Genomic DNA, 15,483 nt, shown 5'->3' with positions numbered 1-15,483 from the left:
GTGAAAAGAGTGCTCTTACCGTTAGCCCTGTTTACGGGGCTAATGAGCTTAGCAGGTTGCGCTCAGCAACCTGCAGCCACTATGCAACAAGCTTGGTTAACGCCAGAGCCTTTGCCAGTGCCTTATCGTAATGAACTGGCTATTGCCCGTTTAACGGAAATTCTACAACGGGCTGAGCTGACAGATGAGCAAAGTGCCCAGTTGTTTTATGACCGTGGCGTGATGTACGACAGCGTTGGTTTGCGTTCTCTGGCGCGTTTAGACTTTATGCGCGCTTTGCGTTTTAAGCCTGACATGGCCGATGCCTATAATTTTATGGGTATTCATTACACGCTTAGCGGTAATTTTGATCAGGCGTATGAAGCTTTTGATTCTACGCTTGAGTTAGCGCCGGATTATGATTTTGCTTATCTTAATCGCGCTATCGCCTTTTATTACGCAGGCCGTAATGACCTTGCGCAAGCTGATTTTCAACAGTTTTTGCAAGCGAAGCCTGACGACCCTTACCGGATCTTATGGCGCTATATTGGCTTTGCCGAAACCGATGCAACTGCTGCACTAGCCAGTTTAACAGCGCAACTTGCTCGCTTAGAACCCACCGATTGGAGTACCAATTTGGTACGCTTTTATGCGGGCCAACTCAGTGAAGAAGCGTTATTGCAAAGCATGTTGCAAGATGTCAGCGATCGTAAACAGTTAGCGGAACGTCTATGCGAAAGCTACTTTTACTTAGCGAAATGGCATCAAGCCCAGGGTAATAATGCCCAAGCGATGATCTACTACCATCAAGCCTTGGCAACCAATGTTTATGAGTTTGTTGAACATCGTTATGCACGATTAGAAATGGCGCGCCTTCGTGGTGAAGCACTCAGTGATGCCCAAGTTGATCTTAACTAAGTTAAGTCAGTTCCTGAAAAAAAGCCGGCTTGCTGGCTTTTTTGTTTTTGTATGCCTGTTGGGTTGTCAGCCGTCGTCGCCGACAACCGAACAACAATTACTGGCCAAAGCGCAAACCGATGCCGTAGCGGCCCGCACCGTGGCACAGCAGCGCTTAGCAAGCAACGAGTTAGAAGCCTCGTTGCAGTGGTGGCGCCATGCCGCTAAGCTGGGCGCGAGCGATGCATTTTTACATGCTATTCAATTGCAGCAACGGCTTGAAGGGCCTTTAGCCACGGCGCATTGGTTGCAACAGCAGTTAGTAGAGCAACCACAGTTAACCGCAGACTTACCGAGCAGTATCTTGATGGAGTTAGGCTTATGGCCAGAAAGCTTGGATAATATGTCTGTTGCTTGGCAAAGCCCGGCAGGTTGTCGTTTAACGCTGCAACCGGTTGTGACGCAAGCCGAGGGAGAACGCAGCTGGCACAGCCTACAGCAAGCTTGGCAGGCAGATCCGCAATTGGCGACTTTGCCGGTGTGTTTTAAGCCATTGTTGCGTATTACCAGCACCGCCTTAAATTGTTCAGAGGTAACGGTTGCTAGAATACATTGTGATTATCAAGCGTTGAGCGATGCCGTGTTAGCGGGTGATTTTCAGCAGTTACTTGTGATCGCGGGGCGCGGCGTGGCCAGTTACAATAATGGTATTGTGCAATTACCGGCACAAGCTAATTTAGCCTTACTGCGCCATGAGTTTCTTCATATTGCTGGTTTTTTAGATGAGTATGCGCTGTCAGCAATCAGTGCGCGTGCGGTGTGTCGGGCGGGTCGTGTAGCACCGAATTTATTGATCGGAAATAGCCCTGAGCTGGTTGCCCGTTATCAACAGCAATATGCCATTGATAACCGTACTGATTTAGCGCTTACGCCCGTAGACACATGTCGCGCGGTGAATATGCAGGCTTATCGACCGATCGCGGCGCTTAACCCAATGCGCCATCTTGAGGCGCCATTACCGCCGTTCTATTGGCAGCTGTTACAGCAGCAATTAGCACAGTCGGAGCAATTAATGCCCGTACAATATTATTTTGCATTTTTGGCGCGGCAACAACAGGCGTGGCAGCACTGGCAAAGCTATATGCAAGCAGCGGCGGCCTTTGGTTATCCGGCAGCGATTGCGGCCTTAGAGGTGGAGGGTTAGTCGAGATTACTCAGCTCAGCTAATTCACGGCTTAATAACTCAGGATCACCAAGATTCAATTCTAATAAACGTCGCAGATGGCTGATGCTATCAATATCAATCTTTGTGCAATGTAGCCCTAAGTAATCGGCATGCTCGTGTGCAATGGTGACTTGCATGGTCAGTACTTCGGTCGAGCCACTTAATTGCAATTGCAGTAACATGGGCTCAGTCGTGTTTGGCAAGGGCTCGCTAGGTTTTTTGACCAAAGCACCTTTTAACGATAGGTCAAAAATCTCGGTAGGATAGCGTTTACCTGCAGCTACTAAAAAGGCTTCGCTAAAAAATCTCACACGCTTGTTATGCCGTTGCTCCATCATACCCACCTTTTAATTAGTTACTTTAAGCTTAAACCATTAGCAGCTATAACGGAAATCGCTTTGTATAATTTAATCAGGCTCTGTTGATTTTAATATAGCAGTTAATAAGCAACAGAGCGGTTGTCGCAACAGGCTTCTGATGGTGTATAAGCTTTATAGCAAAACGCCACGATAAACGCGGCGTTTTTACCAAGCAAAAATCTTATTTAGATTTTATGACTAAGAATATCTTCACCCGCGGCTTGGCGATCAGCATGATAGCTTGAGCGTACAAAAGGACCACAGGCGGCATGTTTAAAACCAATACTGTCGGCAAAGGTTTTGATTTCATCAAACTCGGCCGGTGGCATATAACGTTTTACCGGTAAATGGTGTTTGCTCGGTTGTAAGTACTGACCTACGGTTAGCATATCGACGTCGTGTTCACGCAGATCGCGCAGTACTTCAAGCAATTCATCTGTGGTTTCACCTAAACCCACCATTAAGCCAGATTTAGTCGCTACGTTGGGGTGCGCTGCTTTAAAGCGCTTTAACAGCTGCAGTGACCATTTGTAATCGGCACCCGGGCGAGCCAGTTTATAAAGGCGTGGCGCCGTTTCTAGGTTGTGATTAAACACATCCGGTGGGCTTTTGCTTAAGATGTCTAATGCCACATCCATCCGACCACGGAAATCAGGTACCAATACTTCAATCTTGATCTCGGGATTGTACTTGCGGATGGCATCGATACAATCCGCAAAATGCTGTGCACCCCCATCGCGTAAATCATCACGATCGACCGAGGTAATCACCACATATTTTAATTTCATATCGCGAATGGTTAGGCCGAGTTTTTCTGGCTCTTCGGCGCTCGGTGGTAATGGTCGACCGTGCGCAACATCACAAAATGGGCAACGACGGGTACAGATAGCACCCAAGATCATAAAGGTTGCCGTACCATGATTAAAACACTCAGAGAGGTTAGGGCATGATGCCTCCTCACAGACCGAATGCAAACCGTGTTTGCGTAATGCCCCTTTAATTTCGTCGATACGTTCAGAGCTTTTCGGTAATTTGATTTTTAGCCAGTCAGGCTTGCGCAGCATTTCTGCACGCTCGGTGGGTAACACTTTAACCGGGATCAGCGCCATTTTTTCGGCATCGCGCAATTTAACGCCGGGTTCCATACGTGCTGTTTTGGTCATATTAATTTTCTAACCCCGTTTTGAACACTGGTGCCGTAATGGCCAAGTGCTGTTGAAATAATTCTGCGATCAGTTTACTCGCTTCGGCGATGCTTTGTGGTCCACCCAGATCAGCGCTACGGATCATTTGCATGCCGGCATACCCACAAGGATTAATACGTTGAAAGGGGGTTAAGTCCATATCAACATTTAGTGCTAAGCCGTGAAAGGTGCAACCCTTGCGCACGCGTAAACCTAATGAAGCAATTTTAGCGCCATCGACATAGACGCCAGGCGCATCCGCTTTAGCCGCGGCATTAATCTGGTAGTGCTGTAGCAGTTCGACCAATATTTGCTCTAGCATGGTCACTAGGTTTCTAACACCAAGCTGACGCCGCTTAATATCTAATAAGACATAAACCACTAACTGACCAGGGCCATGATAAGTCACTTGACCGCCGCGATCGACTTTAACCACCGGAATATCGCCAGGAAATAACAGATGTTCTTCTTTCCCTGCTTGGCCTTGTGTGAATACCGGCTGATGTTGCAATAGCCAAATTTCATCGGGTGTATCGCTATGCCGATTATCGGTAAATTGCTGCATCTGTTGCCAGATGTGAGTGTAATCTTGTAGTCCTAAATCACGGATCACAAGTTGTTCATTAACAGACACGGCTAACTCCGTAAAAAACTGGCTGCATTATAATGAATTATCTGGCTAATACGAACTTTATGGTATGTTTAGCTGCTTTACAGGACGTAACGTACCAGTTCAATTTTGCCAAGTTCGGTGTACAGCAATTCAATATGTTCTTTACTGGTTACCGTGACTTTCACCGAGACGGAATGATAATTACCTTTGGCGCTAGGTTTAACCAATGGGCTGTAATCGGTGGCCTCAGTATGTTGCTGGATCACCATCATCACATCGTCAACCAAACGGCTTTCTGCAATCCCTAGCACTTTAAAATTAAATTGGCAGGGGAATTCCAGATACTCATCAAATTTGGTGTTTTTTACTTCAGTAACCATGTTGTTGTCTCTTTTGCATTGTCTTAGGTATTTTAACAAAAAATCCCGACAGCTGCCGGGACTCTTTTCTTGCCGCACCTAGACTTAGTTGAATTTCATTTTAACGTAGTCAACTAACCGACTGAAAAAACCACCTTGTTCAACGGTTTCCAGTGCAACCAGCGGGTAGATAGCCACATCTTGCTCTGCTACCTGCACATATAACTGACCGACTACTTGTCCCGCAGATATGGGGGCAACCAGCTGCTGATCCAAGCGCACTTCGGCTTTTAAACTTTTAAGCTGCCCGCGTGGCAACGTGATGCTGTTGGTTTTAGCCAATCCCAGCGCAATGCTTTCTTTGCTGCCTTGCCATATACGTTGTTCACTGATTTTTTCACCAGCTTGATAAGGGGCAAAGGTTTCAAAAAAGCGAAAGCCATAAGTTAACAGTTTTTTGTTTTCTGCGGCACGAGCGCGCTCGTTGGCCGTACCCATCACCACAGAGACTAAGCGCATATCTTCACGCACCGCTGAGGTGATCAGGCTATAACCGGCTTCTTTGGTATAACCGGTTTTAATACCGTCGACTTCTAAACTGCGATCCCACAACAAGGAGTTACGGTTTGATTGACGGATATTGTTGTAACTAAATTCTTTTTCAGAATACAGCGCGTACAAATCAGGTACATCACGAATTAACGCTTGTGATAACAAAGACATATCACGAGGCGTGGTGTATTGGTTTTCTAAATGCAGGCCGTGGCTGTTACTAAAACGGCTGTTGTTCATACCCAAACGTTCAGCATGGGCATTCATTAAATCAACAAAAGCGCTTTCGGTACCGGCAATATGCTCAGCCATCGCCACACAAGCATCATTACCAGATTGGATCATGATACCGCGGCTTAAATCAGCAACGGAGACCTGAGTGCCCACTTCAATAAACATTAATGATGAACCCGGAAAGTTTTTCGACCAGGCGCGCTCGCTGATGGTGACCATATCATCAAGGCTAATATTGCCTTGTTTTAATTCCATGCCGATAACGTATATCGTCATCATTTTGGTCAAGCTGGCAGGGGCTAAAGACATATCGGCGTTTTCTTCCGAAAGAACAGTACCCGTATTATAGTCAATAAGAATATGGCCTTTGGCAGCAACCGTTGGCGCTTGTGGCGTCACCGTTTGTGCTGTTAATGAGGCAGTAAAACAAAGGCTGCTAATAGCCAGCGTAGCGGCAGTAATAAATTGTGGGTAACTAGTCATGGCACCTGTTCTTTGAGTTGGGTTTCCGGGTTACACATCTTAGCCGCATTGGCGGCCATCGATAAAAAAGGCTTCCGGGTAACTTGCTGACCGGAAACGGTTAAGCCAGTTTTGCGCTAATTGCAGATCAGCGGTTGGGCCAACTAACAGTCGATATAAGCCATTACCGGCTCTTACTTCGGTAGGCACAGACCATTGTTTAGCTACCTGTTGCTGTAATTGTATCGCTTTGTTGTTATCACTGCTGGCAAACAGTTGAATATAACATTGGCGGTTAAGCACAACACCTGTACTGATCGCACTGCTTGATTGTTGCGCCAGCATCGCCGGCGATTTTAACAACTCAAGCTTAACCCTAGCTGTACCGCGCTGCAACATGCCTATTTTATAAGCAGCGGAATAAGACAAATCAATCACACGGTCTTGATGAAATGGGCCACGATCATTCACTCGAACAATTGCACTTTGTTTCGTGTCTAAATTAGTGACTCGAACATAAGAGGGTAAGGGCAGCGTTTTATGTGCGGCGGTCATGGCAAACATATTATAAGTTTCACCATTTGACGTGTAATGACCATGAAACTTGTTGCCATACCAAGAGGCAATACCGATCTCTTCATGCTCGGTGGCTTGTGCCATCGGTAAGTAATCGATGCCAAAAATGTTGTACGGTTTATTCCCCCCGCGACTTAATGGTTCCGCATTGGGGGTGGGATCGGTCATTTCTAATAGCGTCGGTAACCTATCGGGTTTGCTGTCGCTATCTTGCTGATAACGGCCGGCATTCGGCGACATTTGTTTTTCGATGCCGGATTGATTGGATGGCGGCGACTTGCTGCTACAAGCATTGAGCAGCAAGCTGCTTAATATTATTAAACTAACTAGGCGAATAGTGTTCATATTAGGTCTTGGCTATACTACGTTTATGCGTACTAACGGACATGATAATACCGAATGCGGCCATCATGGTTACCATGGATGTTCCACCGTAACTCACCAGTGGTAAAGGCACACCGACTACGGGCAACAAACCTGACACCATCCCGATATTTACAAAGACATAAACAAAGAAGGTGAGAGTAAAGCTGCCTGCGACTAACTTACTGTAATTATCCTGTGCGCGGGCTGCGATTAGCAAGCCCCGGCCAATAATAAAAAGATAGATGGCTAACAACACTAAAACGCCAATTAAACCAAACTCTTCACTGAGTACTGAGAAGATAAAGTCGGTATGGCGCTCGGGTAAAAATTCCAGTTGCGACTGGGTTCCTTGCATCCAGCCTTTACCATCCACACCGCCGGAGCCAATCGCGATTTTTGACTGGATAATATGATAGCCCGAACCGAGTGGATCGCTTTCGGGGTTGATAAAAGTCAGTACGCGCTTACGTTGATAATCATGCATTAAAAATAGCCACATCACTGGGGCAAAAGCCGAGATCAGGGCCGCAATAAAACCGATTAATCGCCAGCTCATACCGGCCATAAACAACACAAAAATGCCCGCGGTAGCAATCAGGATCGAGGTGCCGAGATCCGGTTGTTTCGCGATCAGTAGCGTAGGGATCAAACACATCAGGAAACCCACCAGCAAATGATGCAATCGTGGGGGTAAGTTATGCGACGAAATAAACCAAGCAATAGCCATTGGCACTGCCAGCTTCATAACTTCTGAAGGCTGAAATTTCATAAAACCTAAATCTAGCCAACGTTGCGCACCTTTACCCACGTGGCCAAACAACAATACACAAACCAATAGAATGGTGCCGAAGATAAATAATGGAAATGACCAGCGCCGAATAGTTTGAGGGTTAATTTGTGCAAATGCGATCATCACGGTTAAGGCTAAGCCAAGCCGAATTAACTGACCTTCTAGCATGCCTTCGTTTTGCCCTGAGGCGCTGTAAAGTACAATCAAGCCGTAGCTCATTAAGGTCAGCAAGCCTAACAATAACGGCGTATCAATATGAAAAAAAGCCAATTTACTGATGCGATTAGATGGATTCACTAAACTGTTATTCATCGTTATTATTTACCTCAGCGCTAAAATAATAGTCGAGCATTTGCCTAGCGATGGGCGCTGCGGTACTGCCACCACCACCGGTATTTTCTACTGTTACCGCAATGACGATAGTTGGAGCGTCCGCAGGGGCATAACCAATATACATGGCATTATCGCGCAGCCTTTCGTCTAACTTATTCGCATCGTATTTCGCATCTTGCGCGATGCTAACGACCTGGGCGGTACCGGTTTTGCCCCCTGAGGTATAGGTGGCACCTTTAAAAGCATTAAAAGCCGTACCTTTTTGTGTTGTCACAGTTTGCTGCATGGCATCGCGTACCACTTGCCAATTACGAGGGTTCACAACCTGCATCACCTCTTGTGGTGTAGTGTCGATCGATTCTGTGCCCAAATCATTACTAAGTTCCCGCACAATATGTGGTGTGGGCTGCAGGCCATTATTGAGCAGTACGGCAGTCGACACTAATAGCTGTAGCGGTGTGATGGTCCAATAGCCTTGGCCGATACTGATGGCCACGGTATCACCATGGTACCAAGGTTGGTTATGCCGGGCGCGTTTCCAACCGCGAGAGGGCATTATCGTGTTTGATTCTTCATGAATATCAATACCACTTTTTTCGCCAAAGCCCATCTTTTGCATATAGTCAGATACCCGATCAATACCTAACTTAACGCCCATGTCATAGAAAAAGGTATCACAGCTTTCGACTATCGCGGTATAGACATCAACCCAGCCGTGGCCCCAACGTTTCCAGTCGCGATAGCGATGTTCCACGCCGGGTAATTGAAAGAAACCCGGATCCCAAATGCGCGTGTTTGCTGAAATCGTATTGGTTTCAAGCCCGAGTAGTGCTAAATGTGGTTTGATGGTCGATGCTGGCGGATAGACACCTTGGGTAACACGGTTAATCAGCGGCCGATCGGCTGAGTTGAGCAAAGCATTATAGTTTTTACTGCTAATGCCATGCACAAATAAATTCGGATCGTAACTTGGGTTACTGTAAAAGGCTAAAATAGCGCCATCTCGCGGGTCCATCGCCACAATGGCGCCACGTTTTTCGAGTAAAATTTGTTGTGCGGTTAATTGCAAGCCAACATCGATATTCAGCTTAATGTTTTTACCTGAGCTTGCGGGGACAGAGCGCAGCACGCGGATCAGTCGACCACGGTTATTCACTTCAACTTCTTGATAACCCATAATGCCGTGCAATTCTGTTTCGTAATAGCGCTCTAAGCCGATCTTACCAATATCACGAGAAGCAGCATAATTGGCCAGTTGTTCGTTTTCTTCTAACTGTTTTAAATCATTGGTATTAATGCGGCCGATATAACCGAGTGCGTGGGTAAATAAATCGCCGAAAGGATAATAGCGGCTTAAGCGGGCTTCAACGGTCACCCCGGGTAAGCGGTGCAGGTTAACCGAGATGCGCGCTACTTCTTCGTCATTTAATTGCTCTTTTAAGGTAATGCTATTAAATCGACGTTGTTGGCGAACCTCTTTTAAAAAATTCGTTTGTTGCTCTTCACTGATTTCAATTAAGGCACTGAGTTCTTGCAGTGTGGTCGGCATATCACTGATTTGCTCGGGCACTAGCTCTAACGAGAATACTGGGCGGTTTTCTGCCAATAAGATGCCATTTCGGTCGGTGATTAATCCGCGATTGGGTGCCAGCGGCAATACTTTAATGCGGTTGCCTTCTGAGCGTGTTTGGTAAGCTTGATAAGAGGTGACTTGCAAGTGATACATATTGACCACGATCACCGCGAACATCAGCACCACAAACACCATAGCAAACACGGCTCGATGATTAAACAAGCGATGTTCAGCTTCGACATCCTGCATGGCCACGCGTTTTTTTAACATGCTTACTCGCGATGATAAGGGTGGTTGGTACTGATACTCCAAGCGCGGTACAAGGCTTCAGCCATAACCACACGCACCATGGGATGGGGCATGGTTAGCGCCGACAATGACCACTTGGCTTCACTGGCATCGATACAGGCAGGAGACAGACCTTCAGGTCCGCCGATCAGAAAACAAACATCACGGCCATCATGTTGCCATTCTTGTAGTTTGCCCGACAACTGCGGGCTACTCCAGTTGGCACCGGTAACCTCTAAGGTCACAATCCGACTACCTTTAGGCACGGCAGCCAGCATTTTTTCACCTTCGAGTTCTAAAATACGTTTAATATCCGCGTTTTTACCACGCTTGCCGGCGCTGATCTCAATTAATTCAAAAGGCATATCACGCGGAAAGCGCCGCGCATACTCCTCAAAGCCGCTTTGCACCCAACTCGGCATTTTGGTGCCAACGGCGATCAGGATTAACTTCATACTAAGTTAACCGCCCCAGAGTTTTTCCAGTTGATAAAAGTTACGGCTTTCTTCCAACATAACATGGACGACAACATCTCCAAGATCGAGCAGCACCCATTCGCCTGATGCTTCACCTTCTATGCCTAGTGGCTGCACGTCGATTTTTTTCACTTCGGCGGCCAAGTATCCAGCAATAGACTTGGTATGGCGGCTAGAAGTTCCTGAACAAATTACCATAAATTCGGTGACGCTTGATTTACCGCGTACATCTAACGTGACAATGTCACGGGCTTTCATGTCGTCGATTTTGTCAGTAACAAAAGCAACCAGTTCGTTTGTTTGCACCCTTGATCCTCAGTAGCAATGAAAAAGCGGCATTTTACCACATTTTATCCAGGTAAACAGAACTCAACAGCCATAGAGTGCGTGTTGACGAATATATTCTAGAACTTCGGCAGGTAACATGGCTTGCACAAGACGATCACTGGCAAGTTGTTGTCTGACAAAGGTGGCGCTTTCGTAAAAATCAGGGTTATCTAAAAGTAAAATTTTTCCGGCATCTTGTTGTTGCAGCTGGCTCAGCGTGGCGCCATAGCGTGCGAGTAACATGGGGGCATCACCTTGATCGGCGCTATACCCTGGGCGGCGACAAACAATTAAATGCGCCAGCTCGAGGATTTGCAACCATTGATGCCATTTCGTGAAATACTGTAAAGAATCCATGCCAATAATAAATGCCAGCGTGGTATCGGGTTGCTGTTGTTTCAACGTTCTTAAGCTATCGACGGTGTAACTTGGGCTAGTGCGGTTGAGCTCTAAGCGCTCCAGGCGCATAGTCGGTTCGTTAGCAATAGCCAACTTTACCATAGCGGCCCGTTGTTCGCTGCTCACGCCGGGGGTCGCACGATGCGGCGGCAAATGGCAAGGCATCAGCGCTAATTGCTTCAAAGCACAATGTTCAACAACGTAGCGGGCACAAGCCAGATGGCCTCGATGGATCGGATCGAAAGTGCCACCAAAAATACCGAGTAGGGGCTTAGTCATCATGCTGCTGCAAAGAGAAAGTGCGTGACAGTGGATGACAGAATAAGGTGGCCAGGTGAGCCAGCGCTAAACTGGGATCGCTCATTTTGCCGGCTTTATATAAACGATCAAAGGCTGCCAGCTCTTGCAGTAAATAATCTTGCCAGCGCAGCGTCAGCCTTTTAATCGCTTGCAGATACAAAGGTTGGCGTTTTGGCCAAATAGCGAGTTGCTTAAACATGGCGCTAGTATGACCACTTTGCTGTGCTACAGAGAGTTGGCGTAACTGCAGTAACTCTTTTTGTAATTGCCAGGCAATAATCACTGGCTCGGTATCTTGATCGAGCAGCCGAGTTAAGCGATGTAAGGCATCGGCACTGTGCCCTGTTAGCAAAGCATCGACCAATTGAAATACGGTATAACTGGAGTGGTCAGCTAAAAAGCGACTAAATTGCTCGGCATCAATCCGTTCATGGGGATGGGTAAGGCAAAGCTTTTCTAATTCCTGGCGCGCAGCCAGTAAATTACCCGCACAATGTTGTTGTAATAATTGCAGGGCGTCACTGGTCAGTTGCAGATTTAACTGCTGGGCTCGTTGTTGTAACCATTGCCGCTGCTGCCGCTCATCTAAAGCATATATCGGCACTTGTACTGCGCTGTTCTGCAGTTGTTTAAACCAAACCAGTTTACTCACTTCACTATGATTACGATTGCCGTGCACGACTATAATAATATCAGGGTGCAATTGTGCCGCGAGCTGTTTTAAAGCGTCATTGGCCGCAGCCGCTAATTTAGGTTGCGCGAGTTCCAGCTCAATCAGTCGCCGCTCGGCAAACAGCGACATCGCGCTTAATTCATTTTGTAAATCTTGCCAATCAAATTGCGCATCGGCACTAAAGCTCAAGCGTTCTAAATAGCCTTGCTGTTTAGCGGCAAGACGGATTTGCTCGATGGCTTCGAGTTTTTGCAGTGGCTCTTCACCAAACAACAAATAACAGGGTGCGAGACCCTGTTGCAGTTGTGCTGGCAGTTGATTCGCGTAGAGTTTTTGCATTAGCCCAAACGCGCAAGCTGACGAATAATCCGGTTAGCCGCTTGTTGTCTAAGCTCTTTAAGCAGCAACTCAAGCTCTTGCGCTTTGGCTAAGGCCTGATTCGGATCGTCTTGATAATCGCGGAACAGTTCAAACTGATATTTTTGTGGTTCTTGATCCGGTAGTTGGATCTGATACTCCACTTTGTAGATCAGTTCGTATTCGGCAACCTGACCATTGGCAAACAGCGATAGGGTTCGACGCTCAAGTGTGTCTTGCTGTAACACCAATGACGGCCGATTGCTTTGATAGCTGCTCAGCAGTTCAACGTCGTTTTGTTGAAAACGCTGATTAAGCAAAGCGGCTAACTCAGAATGCGCATCGCTTTGCAGGTAAATAGCCGGAAATTGACTTAACGGCAAGTTACCGCGCAAGTGAAAACCGCAGCCCGTGAGCAGACTTGCGATGAAGCAAAGGCACAGCAGACGGGCCAACATATTACGCTACCACCAAGTTAAGTAACTTACCGGGAACGTAAATGATTTTACGCGTTTCGCCTTCCGCTAAGTAACGTTGAACATTGTCATCTAACTTCGCCATCTCGAGCACATGCTGTTGGCTGGCATCGGCGGGCACGGTGATTTTTGCCCGTACTTTACCGTTTATTTGTACCACTACCAGTTTTTCATCTTCAACCAGAGCCGCGTTATCAACTTGTGGCCAAGCGGCTTGCTCAATAGCTTGCTGATGGCCCAACTGCGCCCACAAGTATTGTGCAACATGAGGGGTGATCGGGTTAAGCAGTTGCAATAACGCAGTGCAGGCTTCGCGCATAACGGCGCGGTCTAGCGGGCTGGCTAAACTGGCTTTTTGTAATTTATTGGTCAATTCCATTACCGCTGCAATTGCCGTGTTAAAGGTATAACGGCGGCCGATATCATCGGTCACTTTGGCAATGGTTTTATGCAGTTCACGGCGCAGTAGTTTTTGTTGGTCATTCAACGCACTGATCTCTAATGCACCTGGCTCGCCAGCCGCTTGCACATCGCTAATTAAGCTGTATACCCGTTTAATAAAACGGTGCGCACCTTCAACGGCTGAATCAGACCATTCTAACGTTTGCTCTGGCGGGGCTGTAAACATCATAAATAAGCGCACGGTATCGGCACCATATTGGTCGATCACTTTTTGCGGATCGATGCCGTTGTTTTTCGACTTTGACATCTTGCTCATACCGGCAGATAACACGGGCAGGCCATCGGCTTTTAGTGTCGACTGAATGATCCGGCCTTTTTCATCCCGCTCAATGTGCACATCTTGCGGTGAGAACCAGATTTGGCCGCCATTTTCAGCTTCGCGATAAAAGGTTTCAGCCAGAACCATACCTTGACATAACAGGCGTTTGAAAGGCTCATCACATTGCACTAAGCCAACGTCACGCAACAGTTTATGGAAGAAACGCGCATACAATAAATGCAGGATAGCGTGTTCGATACCGCCAATGTATTGATCGACGGGCAGCCAGTAGTTGGCTTTTGCAGGATCAAGCATGGCTTGATCGTAATCAGGGCTGCAATAGCGGGCGTAATACCAGCTCGATTCCATAAAGGTATCGAAGGTATCGGTTTCATGAAACGCAACCTGACCCTGATAATCGGTTTTTGCCCACTCGGCGTCAGCTTTGATGGGTGATGTCACACCATTCATTACCACGTCTTCGGGCAAAATAACCGGTAAACGATCGGCCGGAACCGGCACAACAGAACCGTCTTCTAGGTTCAGCATCGGGATCGGTGTGCCCCAATAACGTTGCCGTGACACACCCCAATCGCGCAGGCGATAGTTAACCTTAACATCACCCTTACCCATGGTGGCTAACTTGGCAGCAATCGCGTTAAAGGCTTCTTGAAACGCTAAACCATCAAACTCGGCTGAGTTTACCAAAATGCCTTTTTCAGTATAGGCTTGGCTGCTTAGCTCGGTCACACTGCCATCGGCAGCCGTGACAACTTGTTTGATCGGCAGTTGATACTTGCTGGCAAATTCATAATCGCGCTGATCATGCCCCGGCACTGCCATGACAGCCCCTGAACCGTAGTCCATTAAAACAAAGTTAGCGACCCATACTGGGACTTGCTCGCCCGTTAACGGATGTATCGCGAAAATACCGGTAGCGCAGCCTTTTTTCTCCATGGTTGCGAGTTCGGCTTCGGCCATCTTGCCGCCTTTGATTTCTTCAATAAAGGCTGCCAAGGTGCTATTAGTTTTAGCGGCTTGCTGCGCTAAAGGATGCTGTGCCGCCACAGCCACGTAGGTAACGCCGTAAAGGGTGTCTGGGCGTGTGGTGTAAACTTCTAATTCACCGTCTTGGCCGGCAATATCAAAACGAATATTGATACCTTCAGAACGACCAATCCAGTTTTTCTGCATGGTGCGCACTTGCTCAGGCCATTCGGTCAGCTGCTCTAAATCGGCTAATAACTCTTCTGCATATTCGGTAATGCGGATAAACCACTGAGCCAGTTCGCGTTGCTCTACCAGCGCGCCTGAACGCCAACCGCGACCGTCAATAACTTGTTCGTTAGCCAATACACATTGATCAACGGGATCCCAGTTAACCGTGGCCATTTTTTTGTAAACTAAACCTTTTTCATACAGCTTGGTAAAAAACCATTGTTCCCAGCGGTAGTAATCCGGTTTACAGGTCGCCACTTCGCGATCCCAGTCGTAGCCAAAACCTAAACGCTTCAGCTGCGTTTTCATATAATCAATATTTTCGTACGTCCACTTAGCCGGTGCCGTTTTATGGTTAATCGCAGCATTTTCGGCCGGTAAACCAAACGCATCCCAACCCATAGGCTGCATAACGTTTTTACCTTGCATCCGCTGAAAACGGCTGACAACATCGCCGATGGTGTAGTTACGCACATGGCCCATATGCAAACGGCCACTGGGATAAGGAAACATCGAGAGACAGTAAAACTTTTCTTTATTAGGGTCTTCCGTTACTTTAAAGGCGTTAGTGTCTTGCCACTGTTGTTGCAAGGTGGTCTCAATTTGCTGAGGATTATATTGCTGTTGCATTTACGTCTTCCAGAAAAGTCTTAGTGCGGGCCTGAGCGGTTGCAGTTTGCAAGGTTCGGGCAAAATTCGCTATAGCATACCTTAGGCGGGTTTTGACAACAATAAGCAGCATCTTG

16 protein-coding genes are annotated in these 15,483 nt (G+C 47.2%); 2 read left to right on the top strand and 14 right to left on the bottom strand.

Features of this window, described 5'->3' with window-relative positions:
• Both nlpI and ORJ01_RS08015 read left to right on the top strand, forming a co-directional pair.
• A complete protein-coding gene (gene nlpI / locus ORJ01_RS08020; RefSeq protein ID WP_306177604.1) occupies window positions 1-897 on the top strand; it encodes a lipoprotein NlpI in 897 nt (298 codons plus the stop codon).
• Window positions 875-2,080: a hypothetical protein gene (locus tag ORJ01_RS08015; RefSeq protein ID WP_306177603.1), complete on the top strand. Its 1,206-nt coding sequence runs from the start codon at window positions 875-877 to the stop codon at window positions 2,078-2,080. Before nlpI ends, ORJ01_RS08015 begins: the two co-directional genes overlap by 23 nt.
• Here the strand turns inward: ORJ01_RS08015 and ORJ01_RS08010 are convergent.
• The 14 genes from ORJ01_RS08010 to leuS all read right to left on the bottom strand — a co-directional run bounded on the left by ORJ01_RS08010 (window position 2,077) and on the right by leuS (window position 15,367).
• The gene (locus tag ORJ01_RS08010; RefSeq protein WP_306177602.1) at window positions 2,077-2,439 is read right to left on the bottom strand and encodes a PilZ domain-containing protein; all 363 of its coding nucleotides are present in this window, start codon (window positions 2,437-2,439) and stop codon (window positions 2,077-2,079) included. The two genes, ORJ01_RS08015 and ORJ01_RS08010, sit on opposite strands and share 4 nt — an antisense overlap.
• 206 nt (window positions 2,440-2,645) lie before the next feature.
• Window positions 2,646-3,623 carry a lipoyl synthase gene (gene lipA / locus ORJ01_RS08005; RefSeq protein WP_306177601.1) on the bottom strand — a complete coding sequence of 326 codons (978 nt, stop codon included), beginning with the start codon at window positions 3,621-3,623 and terminating at the stop codon, window positions 2,646-2,648.
• Between the two features lies 1 nt (window position 3,624).
• Entirely contained in the window at window positions 3,625-4,278 is a 654-nt protein-coding gene (gene lipB, locus ORJ01_RS08000) for a lipoyl(octanoyl) transferase LipB (RefSeq protein WP_306177600.1), read from the bottom strand.
• A 77-nt stretch (window positions 4,279-4,355) separates the two neighbouring features.
• Window positions 4,356-4,637 (bottom strand): DUF493 family protein YbeD, encoded by a 282-nt coding sequence (gene ybeD, locus ORJ01_RS07995; RefSeq protein ID WP_226751225.1) that lies wholly within the window; start codon window positions 4,635-4,637, stop codon window positions 4,356-4,358.
• 84 nt (window positions 4,638-4,721) lie between these two features.
• Window positions 4,722-5,885 (bottom strand): serine hydrolase, encoded by a 1,164-nt coding sequence (locus ORJ01_RS07990; RefSeq protein ID WP_306177597.1) that lies wholly within the window; start codon window positions 5,883-5,885, stop codon window positions 4,722-4,724.
• Between the two features lie 39 nt (window positions 5,886-5,924).
• Window positions 5,925-6,680, bottom strand: coding sequence for a septal ring lytic transglycosylase RlpA family protein (locus ORJ01_RS07985; RefSeq protein WP_306177596.1), 756 nt, complete (start codon window positions 6,678-6,680; stop codon window positions 5,925-5,927).
• Window positions 6,681-6,786: 106 nt separating this feature from the next.
• Window positions 6,787-7,908, bottom strand: coding sequence for a rod shape-determining protein RodA (gene rodA / locus ORJ01_RS07980; RefSeq protein ID WP_306177595.1), 1,122 nt, complete (start codon window positions 7,906-7,908; stop codon window positions 6,787-6,789).
• Window positions 7,901-9,772 carry a penicillin-binding protein 2 gene (gene mrdA / locus ORJ01_RS07975; protein WP_306177594.1) on the bottom strand — a complete coding sequence of 624 codons (1,872 nt, stop codon included), beginning with the start codon at window positions 9,770-9,772 and terminating at the stop codon, window positions 7,901-7,903. Before mrdA ends, rodA begins: the two co-directional genes overlap by 8 nt.
• A gap of 2 nt (window positions 9,773-9,774) precedes the next feature.
• Window positions 9,775-10,245 carry a 23S rRNA (pseudouridine(1915)-N(3))-methyltransferase RlmH gene (gene rlmH, locus ORJ01_RS07970; protein ID WP_226751230.1) on the bottom strand — a complete coding sequence of 157 codons (471 nt, stop codon included), beginning with the start codon at window positions 10,243-10,245 and terminating at the stop codon, window positions 9,775-9,777.
• Between the two features lie 6 nt (window positions 10,246-10,251).
• Window positions 10,252-10,572, bottom strand: a complete 321-nt coding sequence (gene rsfS / locus ORJ01_RS07965; RefSeq protein WP_226751231.1) for a ribosome silencing factor — start codon at window positions 10,570-10,572, stop codon at window positions 10,252-10,254.
• A gap of 63 nt (window positions 10,573-10,635) precedes the next feature.
• A complete protein-coding gene (gene nadD, locus ORJ01_RS07960; RefSeq protein ID WP_306177593.1) occupies window positions 10,636-11,274 on the bottom strand; it encodes a nicotinate-nucleotide adenylyltransferase in 639 nt (212 codons plus the stop codon).
• Window positions 11,264-12,304 (bottom strand): DNA polymerase III subunit delta, encoded by a 1,041-nt coding sequence (gene holA / locus ORJ01_RS07955; RefSeq protein WP_306177592.1) that lies wholly within the window; start codon window positions 12,302-12,304, stop codon window positions 11,264-11,266. Before holA ends, nadD begins: the two co-directional genes overlap by 11 nt.
• A complete protein-coding gene (lptE, locus tag ORJ01_RS07950) occupies window positions 12,304-12,717 on the bottom strand; it encodes an LPS assembly lipoprotein LptE (protein ID WP_229586371.1) in 414 nt (137 codons plus the stop codon). Before lptE ends, holA begins: the two co-directional genes overlap by 1 nt.
• A gap of 64 nt (window positions 12,718-12,781) precedes the next feature.
• Window positions 12,782-15,367: a leucine--tRNA ligase gene (leuS, locus tag ORJ01_RS07945; RefSeq protein ID WP_306177591.1), complete on the bottom strand. Its 2,586-nt coding sequence runs from the start codon at window positions 15,365-15,367 to the stop codon at window positions 12,782-12,784.
• Window positions 15,368-15,483 lie beyond the last annotated feature (116 nt).

Origin of the sequence: Alishewanella sp. SMS8, assembly GCF_030737935.1 — a bacterium.
Classification (GTDB): Bacteria; Pseudomonadota; Gammaproteobacteria; order Enterobacterales; family Alteromonadaceae; genus Alishewanella; species Alishewanella maricola.
Note: the sequence above shows the minus strand (reverse complement) of the source record. Positions and strands in the feature narration are given on the sequence as shown.

Excerpts from the sequence above, each read along its gene's own strand:
- rlmH (WP_226751230.1), bottom strand. The coding sequence starts at position 10,245 with ATGAAGTTAATCCTGATCGCCGTTGGCACCAAAATGCCGAGTTGGGTG.
- nadD (WP_306177593.1), bottom strand. The coding sequence starts at position 11,274 with ATGATGACTAAGCCCCTACTCGGTATTTTTGGTGGCACTTTCGATCCG.
- lipA (WP_306177601.1), bottom strand. The coding sequence starts at position 3,623 with ATGACCAAAACAGCACGTATGGAACCCGGCGTTAAATTGCGCGATGCC.
- mrdA (WP_306177594.1), bottom strand. The coding sequence starts at position 9,772 with ATGTTAAAAAAACGCGTGGCCATGCAGGATGTCGAAGCTGAACATCGC.
- rodA (WP_306177595.1), bottom strand. The coding sequence starts at position 7,908 with ATGAATAACAGTTTAGTGAATCCATCTAATCGCATCAGTAAATTGGCT.
- ORJ01_RS08010 (WP_306177602.1), bottom strand. The coding sequence starts at position 2,439 with ATGATGGAGCAACGGCATAACAAGCGTGTGAGATTTTTTAGCGAAGCC.
- ybeD (WP_226751225.1), bottom strand. The coding sequence starts at position 4,637 with ATGGTTACTGAAGTAAAAAACACCAAATTTGATGAGTATCTGGAATTC.
- ORJ01_RS08015 (WP_306177603.1), top strand. The coding sequence starts at position 875 with ATGCCCAAGTTGATCTTAACTAAGTTAAGTCAGTTCCTGAAAAAAAGC.
- ORJ01_RS07990 (WP_306177597.1), bottom strand. The coding sequence starts at position 5,885 with ATGACTAGTTACCCACAATTTATTACTGCCGCTACGCTGGCTATTAGC.
- holA (WP_306177592.1), bottom strand. The coding sequence starts at position 12,304 with ATGCAAAAACTCTACGCGAATCAACTGCCAGCACAACTGCAACAGGGT.
- leuS (WP_306177591.1), bottom strand. The coding sequence starts at position 15,367 with ATGCAACAGCAATATAATCCTCAGCAAATTGAGACCACCTTGCAACAA.
- ORJ01_RS07985 (WP_306177596.1), bottom strand. The coding sequence starts at position 6,680 with ATGTCGCCGAATGCCGGCCGTTATCAGCAAGATAGCGACAGCAAACCC.